Annotated in this window: 14 protein-coding genes; 6 read left to right on the top strand and 8 right to left on the bottom strand. The window is 67.0% G+C overall.

The window, feature by feature from the left end; genetic code table 11:
* Positions 1-132: 132 nt before the first annotated feature.
* The 3 genes from ACTPOE_RS12740 to ACTPOE_RS12730 all read left to right on the top strand — a co-directional run bounded on the left by ACTPOE_RS12740 (position 133) and on the right by ACTPOE_RS12730 (position 2,584).
* Entirely contained in the window at positions 133-921 is a 789-nt protein-coding gene (locus tag ACTPOE_RS12740; protein WP_458872506.1) for a formylglycine-generating enzyme family protein, read from the top strand.
* Between the two features lie 201 nt (positions 922-1,122).
* On the top strand, positions 1,123-2,208 hold the full coding sequence (nirK, locus tag ACTPOE_RS12735) for a copper-containing nitrite reductase (protein ID WP_458872505.1): 1,086 nt from the start codon (positions 1,123-1,125) through the stop codon (positions 2,206-2,208).
* A gap of 55 nt (positions 2,209-2,263) precedes the next feature.
* Complete coding sequence (locus ACTPOE_RS12730; RefSeq protein ID WP_458872504.1) at positions 2,264-2,584, top strand: c-type cytochrome; 321 nt, start codon at positions 2,264-2,266, stop codon at positions 2,582-2,584.
* A gap of 185 nt (positions 2,585-2,769) precedes the next feature.
* Here ACTPOE_RS12730 and ACTPOE_RS12725 read toward each other — a convergent pair whose 3' ends face one another.
* From ACTPOE_RS12725 to ACTPOE_RS12710, 4 genes are all read right to left on the bottom strand, one after another.
* The gene (locus ACTPOE_RS12725) at positions 2,770-4,131 is read right to left on the bottom strand and encodes a type III secretion system effector BopA family protein (protein WP_458872503.1); all 1,362 of its coding nucleotides are present in this window, start codon (positions 4,129-4,131) and stop codon (positions 2,770-2,772) included.
* 61 nt (positions 4,132-4,192) lie between these two features.
* Positions 4,193-4,579, bottom strand: a complete 387-nt coding sequence (gene sicP / locus ACTPOE_RS12720) for a chaperone SicP (protein ID WP_458872502.1) — start codon at positions 4,577-4,579, stop codon at positions 4,193-4,195.
* Positions 4,580-4,760: 181 nt separating this feature from the next.
* Complete coding sequence (locus ACTPOE_RS12715; protein WP_458872501.1) at positions 4,761-5,807, bottom strand: C45 family autoproteolytic acyltransferase/hydolase; 1,047 nt, start codon at positions 5,805-5,807, stop codon at positions 4,761-4,763.
* 7 nt (positions 5,808-5,814) lie between these two features.
* Positions 5,815-6,705 (bottom strand): MurR/RpiR family transcriptional regulator, encoded by an 891-nt coding sequence (locus tag ACTPOE_RS12710; protein WP_458872500.1) that lies wholly within the window; start codon positions 6,703-6,705, stop codon positions 5,815-5,817.
* Between the two features lie 84 nt (positions 6,706-6,789).
* Here ACTPOE_RS12710 and ACTPOE_RS12705 point away from each other — a divergent pair, with 84 nt between their 5' ends.
* A complete protein-coding gene (locus ACTPOE_RS12705) occupies positions 6,790-8,115 on the top strand; it encodes an aspartate aminotransferase family protein (RefSeq protein WP_458872499.1) in 1,326 nt (441 codons plus the stop codon).
* Positions 8,116-8,178: 63 nt separating this feature from the next.
* Complete coding sequence (locus tag ACTPOE_RS12700; RefSeq protein WP_458872498.1) at positions 8,179-8,706, top strand: carboxymuconolactone decarboxylase family protein; 528 nt, start codon at positions 8,179-8,181, stop codon at positions 8,704-8,706.
* A 10-nt stretch (positions 8,707-8,716) separates the two neighbouring features.
* On the opposite strand, the gene ACTPOE_RS12695 is transcribed toward ACTPOE_RS12700, so the two are convergent.
* Together ACTPOE_RS12695 and ACTPOE_RS12690 are read right to left on the bottom strand one after the other, a co-directional pair.
* Positions 8,717-9,265 carry a cob(I)yrinic acid a,c-diamide adenosyltransferase gene (locus ACTPOE_RS12695; RefSeq protein ID WP_458872497.1) on the bottom strand — a complete coding sequence of 183 codons (549 nt, stop codon included), beginning with the start codon at positions 9,263-9,265 and terminating at the stop codon, positions 8,717-8,719.
* A 40-nt stretch (positions 9,266-9,305) separates the two neighbouring features.
* On the bottom strand, positions 9,306-9,740 hold the full coding sequence (locus ACTPOE_RS12690) for a GNAT family N-acetyltransferase (RefSeq protein WP_458872829.1): 435 nt from the start codon (positions 9,738-9,740) through the stop codon (positions 9,306-9,308).
* Positions 9,741-9,913: 173 nt separating this feature from the next.
* Between ACTPOE_RS12690 and ACTPOE_RS12685 the strand changes: the two genes are divergently transcribed.
* Positions 9,914-10,279, top strand: a complete 366-nt coding sequence (locus ACTPOE_RS12685) for a copper-binding protein (protein WP_458872496.1) — start codon at positions 9,914-9,916, stop codon at positions 10,277-10,279.
* Here ACTPOE_RS12685 and ACTPOE_RS12680 read toward each other — a convergent pair whose 3' ends face one another.
* Both ACTPOE_RS12680 and ACTPOE_RS12675 read right to left on the bottom strand, forming a co-directional pair.
* Positions 10,280-11,875: a GMC family oxidoreductase gene (locus ACTPOE_RS12680; protein ID WP_458872495.1), complete on the bottom strand. Its 1,596-nt coding sequence runs from the start codon at positions 11,873-11,875 to the stop codon at positions 10,280-10,282. It lies immediately after the preceding gene.
* Between the two features lie 15 nt (positions 11,876-11,890).
* A complete protein-coding gene (locus tag ACTPOE_RS12675; protein WP_458872828.1) occupies positions 11,891-13,309 on the bottom strand; it encodes a coniferyl aldehyde dehydrogenase in 1,419 nt (472 codons plus the stop codon).
* Positions 13,310-13,326: the final 17 nt, after the last annotated feature.

The raw sequence follows: 13,326 nt of genomic DNA, 5'->3' as shown, positions 1-13,326 counted from the left end.
CGTTTGATATGACGATGGTTTGAGCTTGGACAAGGCGCCGTGCCGCGCCTGCGTGTCCAATGGAGGGGATCCCGCTACGGAGCCTTTTCCATGATCACGAACTCGGGTGCGCGTTCCGCCCCGGCGGTTTCCATGAAACGCCTCGCCGCCCGCCTGCTGGCGGCCGGCGCCTGGATGGCGCTGTCTGTGCAGGGCGCTTCCGCCGCCATCGACGTCGTCGCCATTCCGGGCGGTGAATTCACGTATCAGGCGGCCGGCGAGTTTCTGGACCAGGGGCGGCCCGTGGACGCGCCCCGGGTCCAGGGTCGGGTCGAGGGAGGTCGTGCCATCATGCGCCGCCAGGTCAGCCAGGCGGAATACGCCCGCTGCGTGCGGGCGGGCGCTTGCAAGCATCTGGACAAGGGTTTCCGGGATCTGGATTCGGCCGACCTGCCGGCCGTAGGCGTGAGCTGGTTGGACGCCACCGCCTACGCTGCGTGGCTGTCGCGGGAAACCGGCCAGCGCTGGCGGCTGCCCGCCTATGCCGAATGGGTGCGCGCCGCCGCCGACCGCTACCGCGAGGAGGGCGCCCTGCCCTCGGATCCGACCGATCCCGCGGTGCGCTGGCTGGCCGAGTACGAGCGCGAGATCGTCCGCAGCCGGGGCCGGATCAAGCCCGCCCAGCCTTTCGGACATTTCGGCGCCAACGCCCTGGGCGTGAGCGACATGGGCGGCAATGTCTGGGAATGGACCGACACGTGCTTCGCCAGCCATAGCGTGGGCGCGTTGCCGCTGACGCCGCGCGAGAACTGCGACGTGCGCATCCTGGCTGGCGCCCATATCGCGGCCATGGCCGATTTCATCCGCGATCCACGCAACGGAGCCTGCTCCATCGGGCTGCCGCCGTCCAACCTGGGCTTCCGCCTGGTGCGGGAAGAATGACCGTGCCGGGTGGCGTGGCGGGCGATCCCGCCGGGGGCGGACGCGCCGCTGGCCGCGGGAGCGGTTTGCGTCACATCAATACTCTCCACGAACTCTGAACGTAGCCTGAACGGGCTTGATCCAGCGCAATAAGGGTTAACCCAGGCCATGACAAGATGGACGCGTCGAAACAAGACGACACATCAAATCAGGGAGTTGAATATGAAGGTATTTCGTCTGTGCATGGCCGCCACGGCTCTGGCGTCCTTGCTGGCGGGGGGCGCCGCGCTGGCGGATCCCGCCGACAAGCTGGAGCACATCAAGCCCGTGCTGGTCGCCCCGCCGAACGTGATGGCGCACGAGCAGGCCACCAAGGCCAAGCCGCGCGTGGTCGAATTCACGATGACCATCGAGGAAAAGAAGATCGTCATCGACGAAGAGAACGGCACGACGATGCAGGCGATGACCTTCAACGGCTCCATGCCCGGCCCGACCATGGTGGTGCACGAGGGCGACTACGTCCAGCTCACCTTGATCAATCCGGCCACCAACGCGCTGGAACACAATATCGACTTCCACGCGTCCACCGGCGCGCTGGGCGGCGGCGCGCTGACCAAGATCAAGCCGGGCGAGCAGACCGTGCTGCGCTTCAAGGCGGATCGCACCGGCACCTTCATCTACCACTGCGCGCCCGAAGGCATGGTGCCCTGGCATGTGGTGTCGGGCATGAGCGGCACCCTGATGGTGCTGCCGCGCGACGGCCTGAAGGACCAGGACGGCAAGCCGCTGCACTACGACAAGGTCTACACCATCGGCGAGTTCGACCTGTACATCCCGAAGGATGAGGACGGCAACTACAAGGAATACGACACCGCCCTGGAAAGCTACGGCGACACCACCGAAGTGATGCGCGGCCTGATCCCGTCGCACATCGTGTTCAACGGCAAGAAGGGCGCGCTGATCGGCGCGGGTGCCCTGACGGCCAAAGTGGGCGAGACCGTGCTGTTCATCCACTCCACGGCCAACCGCGACACCCGTCCCCACCTGATCGGCGGTCACGGCGACTACGTCTGGGCCACGGGCAAGTTCATCAACAAGCCAGAACGCAACCTGGAAACCTGGTTCATTCCGGGCGGCACGGCCGGCGTGATGATGTACACCTTCAAGCAGCCCGGCGTCTACGCCTACGTCAACCACAACCTGATCGAGGCGTTCGAACTGGGCGCCGCCGGTCACGTGAAGGTCGAAGGCAAGTGGAACGACGATCTGATGAAGCAGGTCGTGGCCCCCGGCCCCATCAAGAAATAAACCATAGTATCCGGGGCGGCCTGGCGGCCGTCCCGACTTCGGAGAGTGACAAAAAATGTTGAAGATCGTGAGCGTGATCGCCCTGTCCCTGGCCGTGCTGCCGGCCCTGTCGATGGCTTCCGACGGTGGCGACCATCTGAAGAAGGGCGAGAAACTGTACAAGTCGGCCTGCATCGCCTGCCACAGCACCGGGGCGGCTAATGCGCCCAAGCTGGGCAACAAGCAGGCGTGGGCGCCGCTGATCGCCAAGGGCATGGACGAGATGATGAGCGTGGCGACGCATGGCAAGGGCGCCATGCCCGCGCGCGGCGGCACCAAGGCCGACGACGAGACCCTGCGTGCCGCAGTGGAATACATGGTCAGCCGTGTAAAGTAAGCCTCGTCCCGCGGGTCGCTGCCGTCCTTCCGGGCAGTGCGGGATCCCCACCGATTGCGCAGCGCAACTCTACCGTCCGCTGATCAATTCACGCTCACCCAGCCGCTGCCTGGGCGGGCTGAACACCAGGGCTTGCGCCTGCTCAGAACAAGTGAGGACTATCGTCCCGATCGCTGCGCTCTCCCTCAAGGTGCGTTCATCAGGCGCGTATCCTCGTCGGGCTTCAGACGGACTTTCTGTTTGACGGCAAAGCCGATCAGCTTGGCTTGGTCACCGGATCTGGGGCTTGAGCAGGAATGCACCATGGTGTCGTTGTGCCTCAGCCAGTTGTTTGCGTCTTGCTTTGAATACATGTAATAGTGGCCGGAGATGGCATCTCCCGTCTGGATGATGACCTCTCTCGGTTCGAAGGTGACCATCCATTCATCGCCCGTTTGCTCGTCCAGCACCTTGAGCTTGACGTCGTCGGTGAACTTTGCGTTCAAATGCACCCGAATCGGCACGTATGACGAGGAGCCTACGTTCAAGGCGTTGATGTGGAGATTGAATCTGTGAAGCTCGGACAGATCGGGCACGGACCACTGCTTGATCTGGGTGACTTCCGTGTTTTCCTGGTCGCCCTCGTTCCATCGCAATTGCACCTTTTCCGGTTGGTGCGTCTGGTCCACGATGCCTTGCAGGGTGAGGTCCGGGTTGCTCACGGTCGTGTCGTGACAGTAAGACAACTCACTGGGCGAGCGGCGGCGCGTCTCCCCGTTGAGCAGGGATTGCTGGCACGTCATGGCGCAGCCGTCGATTTCTGAAAACCCGAATACGTCCGTCAGCTTCGCCAAAAACTCCTGCGCGTCGTTTTGCATGCCGATTATTTTGAATAAAAGCTGGCCGTTTTCTTCTCTCGTCTGGAAGATATCCAGTTCTTGCAGGCTTGAGAAAAGCGCGTGCAATTCTTCCTCAAGGGGAGAGTTTGTGCTAAAAGACGCGTTGATGACGTTGACGAGTTTTTCCGCGGCGTCCCGCTCGTTGCGATTCGTGGTGGTCTTGCTGAAATTATCGAGATGGTCGATCAGGTGCTTCTGGCCTATGGAACAGATCAGGAATTTCAAGGCGGAGTTGGCGTAACAGGTGTTGCCAAGATTCTTGAACCCGCAAATGTGCGGTGCTGCGGCACCTTGTGCGTGCCCGGTCGTATTGAACTGGTCTTGGGCGGTATTTATGAGTCGCTCAACGATCCGCTTCTGGAGCGGAGTTGCGCCCGTGAGGTCCACTTTGTTTCGTGTGAGTGCGACGTCTGCCGCCTCGGCGCCGAATTTTTGCGATAAGGCGGACAGGAACAGCCCCAGCGCCTGGGCATTGGCCTGACGATATTTGTTGACGTATTCGTTAACGACCTGAAGTTTCCTGAGGAAAGGCACGTGGCTGAGCGCCAACAGTATCCTTCCCTTGAAATTGACCTGAGCGGCTTGCGGCGTCGGCATGCCTTTGTTGTCGCGGACTTCGATCCGGTGCCCCAGGTTCGCCAATCTGGAGAATTCGTTCAGTTCGATCATGGTGCTCCTTTCTCGTGAAGAGAAGGCAAGATATTTTTCGATGCCGGTGAAATTTCCCGTTTTACCGGGTGTCCAGTTCCGCCACCATTTTTTCGAGTCGGTCGGCGAATGTGCCCAGAAATTCGTAAGCGCTCTCGGTATCCAGCTCGGAAACAGGGAGAAGGTGCGCGTACAGCAGGACGTCCGATTTGGACTCATAGGCGATCGAACCGGCCTGTTGTTCGGCCAGCAGTAGGTTGAGAGCCATCAGGTGCTGCCAGAAATCTTTCTCTTGCCAGCCTGCGCTGCTTTGCAATAAGCCATAGAACAGCCATCCTGAAGGCTTGCTTTCTATCGAGATGATCAGGGTCTGATCCAGCAGCAGGCAGCATTTTCCGTCATCCCCGAAAGTAAGACTCAGTCCCAGTCGGTCTCCCAGTCTGGACAATATGTTGCCCTGTTCTCTCATGCGCCCGCCTCCTGGTGCGGTATGGTCCCTGCCCTATTGCAGGATAGGTAGTCGATTCTGCAATAGGAAACCGGGGCGTATGGTTGCGTTCCGTCGCAGGCCGACGGATGGGATCGAACGTGCAGCAGTTCGATTAAAACCAGGCTGGGTGATGATTCAGGAGATCATCCGAGGCGTGGTTTCAGAGGCGCCGCAGGCCCTCGAAGCGGTCATGCGGTTCGACCGCGCCGGGGGCGTACACCGCCCAGCGGACGGTGGTTCCGGACAGGTCGATGTCGGCGGTGGCCAGGGTGTTTTCCTGGTCGGTGTCGCCGGGAGAGCGCCGCAGGATCGGTTCGGCGTCGTCGCCCGTGTCGGCCAGGATCGCCAGCGCCTCCGCGCCCTGCGCCAGCAGGGCCTCTCCGCGCGCCTGGCGATGCGCCGACGAGGCGGTGATCACCTGTGGCAGGTCCGCCTGGGCTTCGTGCAGGGCGTGGTTGGCGTGCACCATCGATGCGTGGGTCACGGGGCGGACGGACACGGCCGCACGGCTGAACTCCACGCTCCAGGTCTGCGATTCCCCGGCCTGTCCCAGGCCCAGGTGGAACGCCCCCATGCGCGGATGCGCCCGCAGGATCGACACCGCCGTGTTGGCCGAACCGGCGGCCAGCAGCGCGCGGGTCAGGACCATGCGGGGCATGCCCGCCCCGGTCCGGCGGGCGCGGATGTTGTTGACCGTCATCGCCAGGCCGGTTTCATTGACGGCGAAGGTGTGGCCGGGCAGCGACCCCGGATAGACGAAGGATACGAAGGCGGGCGCGCCGGCGGGGCGCACTTCGGCCAGGCCGCAGGACCCGGCGAAGCCCGGATCGCCGTCCTCGTTGTGGCTCAGGCGCCGCGGCGCCAGCACCGTGGTGCAGCCGTCCGGCGCCAGCGCCCACAGGTCGCCGCGGCAGTTCCACAGGAAGACCTCGTCCGGAGGCAGATCCAGGCCTACGGCCAGGCCGGCGAGTTCATCTCCGATCCAGGGAAATGCCTGGCGCAGCAGCGTCCGCATGGCCGGGATCTCCGGCCGGTCGCGGCAGGCTATGACCTGCGCCCAGGCGTCCGAGCGGACCAGATGTCGGTGGCAGGCTTCGGCCCCCCAGCGCCCCAGGGCGCGGCCAATGTCGTGGTGGGAACCGCGGGCTTCGACCCAGGCCGGTTCGGGCGGGAGGGAATCGGTCCGCGTGGCGGGCTCGTCGTTCATGGGATGCTCAGCGGTAGGCGCCGGAAGTGTGGAGCCGGGTCTCGGTGCGGCTCAGTTCGGCCAGGGCGGGTTCGCCGTGATGGACCAGCAACTGCCGGGCCAGCATTTCCACCAGTGCCTGAATGGCCACGGTGGTCGGAAAGAATGAGTGGCTCTGGGTGGAGAAGGTCAGCACGCAGTCGGCATGCAGCGCCATCGGTGCGAGCTGGCTGTCGCACAGGGCCAGCACGCGGCAGCCCCGGGAGACCTTCGGGTCCGGGGTGTCCCGGGGGCGCAAGGCCTCGGCCAGCTCGATGAGCTCGCGGGAATAGGGCGCGTAGCCGATCAGGACCACCGTGTCCTCGGGCCGCAGGTGGTGCGTGTCCTGGCTCAGGGTGCCGCCGGTGTTGTGCAGCAGGTGCACGTCGGGGCGGAACAGACCGCACAGGTAGCGCAGGCTGAAGGCGGCCGGGTAGCAGGACCGGAAGCCGGCGATCACGATGCGTCCCGCCTCGGCCAGCAGCGCCACCGCCCGGGTCATGGCGGCCTGGTTGGCTGGCTCCAGCGCCTGCAGATTGAGGATCTGCTGCTGGATGGTGGCCTGCCAGGCCGCCTGGTCGGATTCCGGGTGGTGGACCAGGGATAGGGCACGCGCCGCGTAGGCGCCCGGAGGGTGGAGTTCCTGGGTGAAGACGGCTTTCAGGGCATCCCAGCCCGCGTAGCCCAGGTGCTGGGCCAGGCGCACCAGCGTGGCCGGCTGTACGCCGGCCAGGGCGGCCAGCTTGCGCGCGGACAGGATGGAGACCTGGGTCGGGTGGTCGATCAGGTAGCGCGCGCCCGCCTGGAACTGGGGGCTGAGGTCCGGATACCGGGATTGGATGCGGCGGGTGAGCTCGTCCAGTGAGTGTGGTGCCGACATGACATATACAAGAAACTGTTTGATCTGGGTATGAATTATATGTTGCTTGATCTATGATACACGAAACATTTGTTGAGCCACGCCATGACCCATGTATTCCATCGCAATCCCCAGCATACGCTGAAGCGCGCCGTGCGCGGCCAGGGGATTTCCCTGTTCGACCAGGATGGCCGCCAGTATCTGGACGCCTCGGGCGGGGCGGCCGTGTCCTGCCTGGGACACGGGCATCCCGACGTGATCGCCGCCATCAAGGCGCAGCTCGATCAGGTGGCCTATGCCCATTCGTCCTTCTTCACCACCCAGGCCTGCGAAGACCTCGCGGACTTCCTGGCCGGCGAAGCCCCGGGCGACCTGAGCCACGTGTATTTCGTGTCCGGCGGGTCCGAGGCGATCGAGGCGGCGCTGAAACTCGCCCGCCAGTATTTCGTCGAGCGCGGGGAAACCGAACGCAGCCAGTTCATCGCCCGTCGCCAGAGCTACCACGGCAACACGCTGGGCGCGCTGGCCATCGGCGGCAACGCCTGGCGGCGCCAGCCCTTCCTGCCGCTGCTGGCGCCGGCGCATCACGTGTCGCCCTGCTACGCCTATCGCGATCAGCGGCCCGGCGAGACCGAGGAACAGTACGCCGCCCGCCTGGCCGACGAACTGGAGCAAAAGATCCTGGAGATCGGCGCGGACCGGGTCGCGGCCTTCGTGGCGGAAACCGTGGTCGGCGCCACGGCGGGCGCGCTGCCGCCGGTGCGCACCTACCTGCGCCGCATCCGCGAGGTCTGCGATCGCCACGGCGTGCTGCTGATCCTGGACGAGGTCATGTCCGGCATGGGGCGCACCGGCCACTTGTACGCCTGCGCCGAGGACGGCGTCGCCCCGGACATCCTGACCATCGCCAAGGGCCTGGGGGCGGGCTACCAGCCCATCGGCGCCATGCTGGCCAGCCGCCGCGTCTACGACACCATCGTGAACGGCAGCGGCTTCTTCCAGCATGGCCACACCTATATGGGCCACGCCACGGCCTGCGCCGCCGCGCTGGCGGTGCAGCGGGTGATCGAACGCGACGGTCTGCTGGCCAACGTCCTGGCTCGTGGCGAACAGCTGCGGGCGCGCCTGCGCGAGGTCTTCGCCGATCATCCCAACGTCGGCGACGTGCGTGGACGCGGGCTGTTCGTGGGTGTCGAGTTCGTCCGCGACCGGGCCGACAAGTCCGTACTGGATCCGGCCCTGAAAACGCACGCGCGCCTGAAGCGCCAGGCCATGGAGAACGGCTTGATGGTGTATCCCATGGGCGGTACCATCGACGGCGTTCATGGGGATCACGTGCTGCTGGCGCCACCCTTCATTTGCACGGCGGCGGACATCGACGAGATCGTCGCCCGGCTGGACCGCACGGTGCGTCAGGTCCTGCCCGCCTGATCGTCCGACTGATTCATGTCCCTGTCCCCGGCCTGCGGGCCGGGGACCGCCACGGAGACCCTCATGGCCCGAATCGATTATGCCGACCTGAGCCGGGGCGACGCCGCCGCGCTCGCCAGCCGCATCGCCGCCGAACGCGGCAGCGTGCTGCACCTGTACCAGATGCTTCTGCACAGCCCCCCGGCGGCCGAAGGCTGGCTGAATTACCTGACCGCCATCCGCCACCACTGCGCCCTGGACGGCGCGATCCGTGAACTGGTCATCATGCGCATCGCGCACCTGAACCGCGCGCCCTACGAGGCCGACCAGCACGCGCCCATCGCCCTGCGCGAGGGGCTGCGGCAGGACCAGCTCGACGCCTTGGCACTGGACGAGGTTCCGGCGGACCGGTTCGACGCGCGCGAACGGGCGGTGCTGGCCTATGCGGACGCCATGACGCGATTCGTGCAGGTGCCGGACGCCGTGTTCCAGGTCGTGCGGCGGCATTTCCCGGATCGCGAACTGGTCGAGCTGACGGCCACCATCGCGGCCTACAACATGGTGTCGCGCTTCCTGGAAGCGCTGCAGGTGCATTCCGACGACCGGCGCTGAGGCGCCGGTTTCAGGCGTCGCGCCGTTCCCATAAAGTGTCGGCCACTCCGGCGGCGCGGTTCAGGAAGCGCGCCAGCACGAAGCACAGATCCGACAGGCGGTTCAGGTAATGCAGCACGGGCGGGTTCACCGCTTCCTGGCGGGACAGCGCCACTACGGACCGTTCCGCCCGGCGGGCGATGGTGCGCGCCATGTGGGCATGGGCGGCGGCCGGGCAGCCTCCGGGCAGGATGAATTCTTGCAGCGGGCCCAGTTTGGCGTTGTAGTGCCTCAGGGCCTCGTCCAGGCGCAGGACGTGATCGTTCTTCAGCGCCGTCCAGCCCGGGATGCAGAGTTCCCCGCCCAGGTCGAACAGATCATGCTGGATGCGGCCCAGAAGGGCGTCCACTTCGGCGGGCGGGAGCGTGGTGCGCCACAGGCCGATGGCGCTGTTCAGTTCATCCACGTCGCCCAGCGCCGCGATGCGCGGGGCATCCTTGGGCACGCGGGTCTTGTCGCCCAGGCCGGTGGTGCCGTCGTCGCCGGTGCGGGTGGATACGATGGAGACGCGGATCGACATGGAAGGCTCCCGATGCGAATGCTGGAAGGGGCGGCGCGGCTCAGGCCCGGCCCGCGAGCCGCGACAGGGCGTCGCCGGTGACGCGCACGACGCGCCAGTCGTCCAGGATTTCCCCGCCATGGTGCTTGTAGAACTCGATGGCGTTCCGGTTCCAGTCCAGCACCACCCATTCGAAGCGGCCGCAGCCCAGTTCCAAGGCCAGCGCCGCCAGGTGTCTGAGCACCCAGCCGCCCAGGCCGCGTCCGCGGTGGGCGGGCGTGATGTACACGTCCTCCAGGTACAGGCCGCGCCGGTCCAGGAAGCTGGAGTAATTGTGGAACCACATGATGTAGGCGATGGCCGTGGCTGGATCCTCGACGGTCGTGATGACCAGGCAGCGGGCGGCCGGCTCCGGACCGAAGAAGCTCTGCTTCAGGCTGTCGTGCGTGGCCTGGAAGATGTCGGTCAGTTTCTCGAATTCCGCCATTTCGAGCATCAGGGCGTGGATGGCGGGGATGTCGGATTCGGCGGCGGTCCGCAGGTCGTAGCCGGGAACGGGGGTGGAGGCGGGAACGGGGGTGGAGGCGGGCAAGGGATTCTTCTCTGTTTCGCGGTATGCTGAGAGATCCTGGCGACGCGTCGCCGGGGGAACAGACAGGAGTGTAGCCCATGCGTTTTCGTGTCTTGCGGATCCGGTTCCTGGCGCTCGCCTGCGCCCTGCCCGTGGCGGGTGGGACGGCCGCGTCGCCGGGGGCGCTGGCCCTCGCGGCGTTCGGCGCCTGGAGCCTGCCCGGTGCGGCGCGCGCGGCGGAGCCTGTCCAGGCCAGGGCCAGCGGCGAGGTCGTGCGGGTGAACGCTGCCGCTGGCAAGATCGCCATCCGCCACGGCGCCATCGACAAGCTGGACCTGCCCGCCATGACCCTGGTCTACCATGTCGATCCGGCGCTGCTGGCGGGGATCTCGGCGGGCGACCGGGTCGAATTCACGGCCGAGCGCGTCGGCGGCCAGTACCGTATCGTCGAGTTGAAGAAGTAATCAAGCGGGGCCCGGGGCGCGGATCAGGTCGACCGCCTTTTCCGCGATCATGATGGTCGGCGCATTGGTGTTGCCGCCAATCAAGGTGGGCATCACCGAGGCGTCGATCACGCGCAGTCCCTGGACGCCATGCACCCGCAGCCGGGGATCCACCACGGCGAGCGCGTCCGTCCCCATGCGGCACGTGCCCACCGGATGGTAGACCGTGTCCACGCGGGCGCGCAGGGTGGACCGGATCTGCTCGTCGCTTTCCACGCCTTCGGTGTACAGGTCGCGGCCCAGGCGCTCGACCAGGGCGGGCGCCCGCAGCAGGCGCCGCGTCATGCGAAAGCCGCGCGCCAGATTGTCCATGTCCCGGGGGTCGGCCAGGAAGGCCGGGTCGATCAGGGGGGCAGCCTCGGGGTCGGCGCTGCGCAGGCTCAGACTGCCCCGGCTGTGCGGTCGAAGCAGGCAGACGTGGCAGGACACGCCATGACCCAGGCGCAGGGTACGGGCGTGGTCTTCGATCAGGGCCAGGACGAAGTGCAACTGGATGTCGGGCGCGGGCAGCGCGGGGTCCGAGCGCAGGAATCCGCCGCACTCCGCGAAATTCGAGGTCAGCGCGCCCCGGCGCCGCCGGCGGTAGCGCCAGGCTTCGCGCAGCAGGCGAGGACCCGCGCGGACCGACAGGCCGAAGGCGTCCAGGCTGCGCGTCTGGTAGCCGAACACGAAGTCCGGATGGTCCTGCAGGTTTCCGCCCACGCCGGGCAGATGGACGCGCACGGGCAGGCCCAGGCGGGAGAGCGTGTCCCCGGGGCCGATGCCCGACAGCATCAGGATCTGGGGCGATTGCAGTGTGCCGGCCGCCAGCAGCACTTCGCGCCGGGCGCGCAGGGTGCGCAGTTCGCCGTTCTGGCGGAATTCAACACCCACGGCGCGCGCGCCGTCGAACAGGACGCGGTGCGCCCGCGCCCGGGTCTCGACCTTCAGGTTGGGGCGCCTCAAGTAGGGCAACAGGTAGGCGTGCGCGGCGCTGCACCGTTCGCCGTCCCGCTGTGTCACCTGGTAGACGCCCAGCCCCTCCTGCCGCGCGCCGTTGAAGTCATCGTTCAGCGGGTAGCCGGCCTGCAGCGCCGCCTGGCGGAAGGCCTCGTGGAAGGGGTTGTCCGTGCGCGCGTCCGAGACCCACAATGGTCCCTCGCGGCCGTGCAGGGAGCCGCCCAGACGCTGGTTGCGCTCGCTGCGGATGAAATAGGGCAGCACTTCGTCGAAGGACCAGCCGGCGGCGCCTTGCGCGGCCCAGCCGTCGTAGTCGCGGGGATGCCCGCGTACATAGACCATGGCGTTGATGGCCGACGAACCGCCCAGGGTGCGTCCTCTGGGCTGATAGCCTTGGCGTCCGCCCAGGCCCGGCTGGGGCACGGTCTCGAAGGCCCAGTTGTTGTAGCGGGTGGGCACCATGGCGACCGCGCCCACGGGGATGCGGATGAGCCGGTCGGCGCCGTCGCCGCCCGCCTCCAGCAGACAGGCGGTGACGCGGGGGGCCTCCGTCAGCCGGCCGGCCAGGACGCAGCCGGCGGAGCCGCCGCCGACGATCAGATAGTCGAATGTCTCCATGGTGTGTTCCAGGGTTCAGGCGATCTTTTTGAGCAGGGCCAGCAGTGTCTCGAAAGCCCGGCCATAGGGAGGGTGCAGCAGGGGGGCGCCGCCCAGGCGGCTCTGGAGGAAGATTGGCTTCAGATGGCTGAACCGGTCGAATCCCCAGCGGCCGTGGTAGGCCCCGAAGCCGCTCATGCCCACACCGCCGAAGGGCTGTGCCTCCTGGGCCAGTTGCCATAGGCAGTCGTTGACGCAGACGCCGCCGGCGTGGGTCGAGCGCAGCACGTGGTCGCGCAGCTCCGGGTCCCGGCCGAACCAGTAGAGGGCGAGCGGCCGTTCGCCGGCGTTGACGCGGTCGATCGCTTCCTGCGGATCGCGGTATTCGAGGATCGGCAGGATGGGGCCGAAGATTTCCTCGCGCATCAGCCGGGCCCGGGGCGGCGCGTCCAGGACTAGGGTCGGCGGGAACTTGCGGGCGGCGGCGTCCGACTGCGCCGGCCACCCGGGCCGCAGGATGCGAGCGCCTTGTGCCCGGGCGTCTTCCACCAGTTCGGCCAGCCGCGCGTGGTGGCGTTCGCCGATGATGGCGGAATAGTCCGGCGTGGCCGGGAGTCCGGGGTACAGGCGGCCGATGGCCGTGGCCAGTGCGTCGGCGACCGCGTCGGCCTGGCCGGCGGGGACCAGCAGGTAGTCCGGGGCGATGCAGGTCTGGCCCGCGTTCAGCAGCTTGCCGAAGGCGATCCGCCGCGCGGCGTCGGCCAGGTCGCAGTCCGGCGCCAGGATGGCGGGGGATTTGCCGCCCAGTTCCAGCGTGAGCGGGGTCAGGCGCTCCGCGGCGGCCCGGGCCACCAGGCGTCCCACGGTGGGCGAACCGGTGAAGAACAGGTGGTTCAGCGGCAGGCGGGCGAAGGCGTCGGCAAGTTCGGCGCCACCCTGGACTACGGCCAGTTCGTCCGGCGCGAAATGCGTTGCGACGGCCTCCTGGAGCGCCTCGGCGAATCGCGGCGTCAGTTCCGAAGGCTTGACGAGGGCACGGTTGCCGGCGGCCAGGGCGGCGACCGCGGGGCCGATCGAGAGCTGGAAGGGATAGTTCCAGGGGGCGATGATGCCCACCACGCCCAGGGGCTGCGGCATCAGGCGGTTGCGGCCGGGCCGGAAATACGGCGCGGTGGGCATCCGCCGCACCCGCATCCAGCGGCGCAGGTGCCGCAGCGCATGGCGGATGCCCGAACGCACGACCAGCAGTTCGGCCAGGCGGGTCTCATGGGCGCTGCGTCCGCCAAAATCGGCGTCGATCGCCTGGATGAACGACGCCTCGTGGCGATCGGTGAGCAGCAGCAGGCGCTCCAGCCGGTCCCGGCGCGCGGTCGGCCCCGGGTGGGGGTCCGCACGGAAGGCTGCGCGCTGGCGCGCGAGCAGGGCGTCGAGTGATTCCAGGGAGGCGGGCATGATTCTGGCTCGGTCGGAAG

The sequence above is a fragment of the Castellaniella sp. WN genome (genome assembly GCF_054457555.1).
This window is presented reverse-complemented; position numbering and strand designations above follow the sequence as displayed.

Excerpts from the sequence above, each read along its gene's own strand:
- nirK (WP_458872505.1), top strand. The coding sequence starts at position 1,123 with ATGAAGGTATTTCGTCTGTGCATGGCCGCCACGGCTCTGGCGTCCTTG.
- ACTPOE_RS12730 (WP_458872504.1), top strand. The coding sequence starts at position 2,264 with ATGTTGAAGATCGTGAGCGTGATCGCCCTGTCCCTGGCCGTGCTGCCG.
- ACTPOE_RS12705 (WP_458872499.1), top strand. The coding sequence starts at position 6,790 with ATGACCCATGTATTCCATCGCAATCCCCAGCATACGCTGAAGCGCGCC.
- ACTPOE_RS12725 (WP_458872503.1), bottom strand. The coding sequence starts at position 4,131 with ATGATCGAACTGAACGAATTCTCCAGATTGGCGAACCTGGGGCACCGG.
- ACTPOE_RS12680 (WP_458872495.1), bottom strand. The coding sequence starts at position 11,875 with ATGGAGACATTCGACTATCTGATCGTCGGCGGCGGCTCCGCCGGCTGC.
- sicP (WP_458872502.1), bottom strand. The coding sequence starts at position 4,579 with ATGAGAGAACAGGGCAACATATTGTCCAGACTGGGAGACCGACTGGGA.
- ACTPOE_RS12700 (WP_458872498.1), top strand. The coding sequence starts at position 8,179 with ATGGCCCGAATCGATTATGCCGACCTGAGCCGGGGCGACGCCGCCGCG.
- ACTPOE_RS12690 (WP_458872829.1), bottom strand. The coding sequence starts at position 9,740 with ATGCTCGAAATGGCGGAATTCGAGAAACTGACCGACATCTTCCAGGCC.
- ACTPOE_RS12685 (WP_458872496.1), top strand. The coding sequence starts at position 9,914 with ATGCGTTTTCGTGTCTTGCGGATCCGGTTCCTGGCGCTCGCCTGCGCC.
- ACTPOE_RS12710 (WP_458872500.1), bottom strand. The coding sequence starts at position 6,705 with ATGTCGGCACCACACTCACTGGACGAGCTCACCCGCCGCATCCAATCC.
- ACTPOE_RS12695 (WP_458872497.1), bottom strand. The coding sequence starts at position 9,265 with ATGTCGATCCGCGTCTCCATCGTATCCACCCGCACCGGCGACGACGGC.
- ACTPOE_RS12740 (WP_458872506.1), top strand. The coding sequence starts at position 133 with ATGAAACGCCTCGCCGCCCGCCTGCTGGCGGCCGGCGCCTGGATGGCG.
- ACTPOE_RS12715 (WP_458872501.1), bottom strand. The coding sequence starts at position 5,807 with ATGAACGACGAGCCCGCCACGCGGACCGATTCCCTCCCGCCCGAACCG.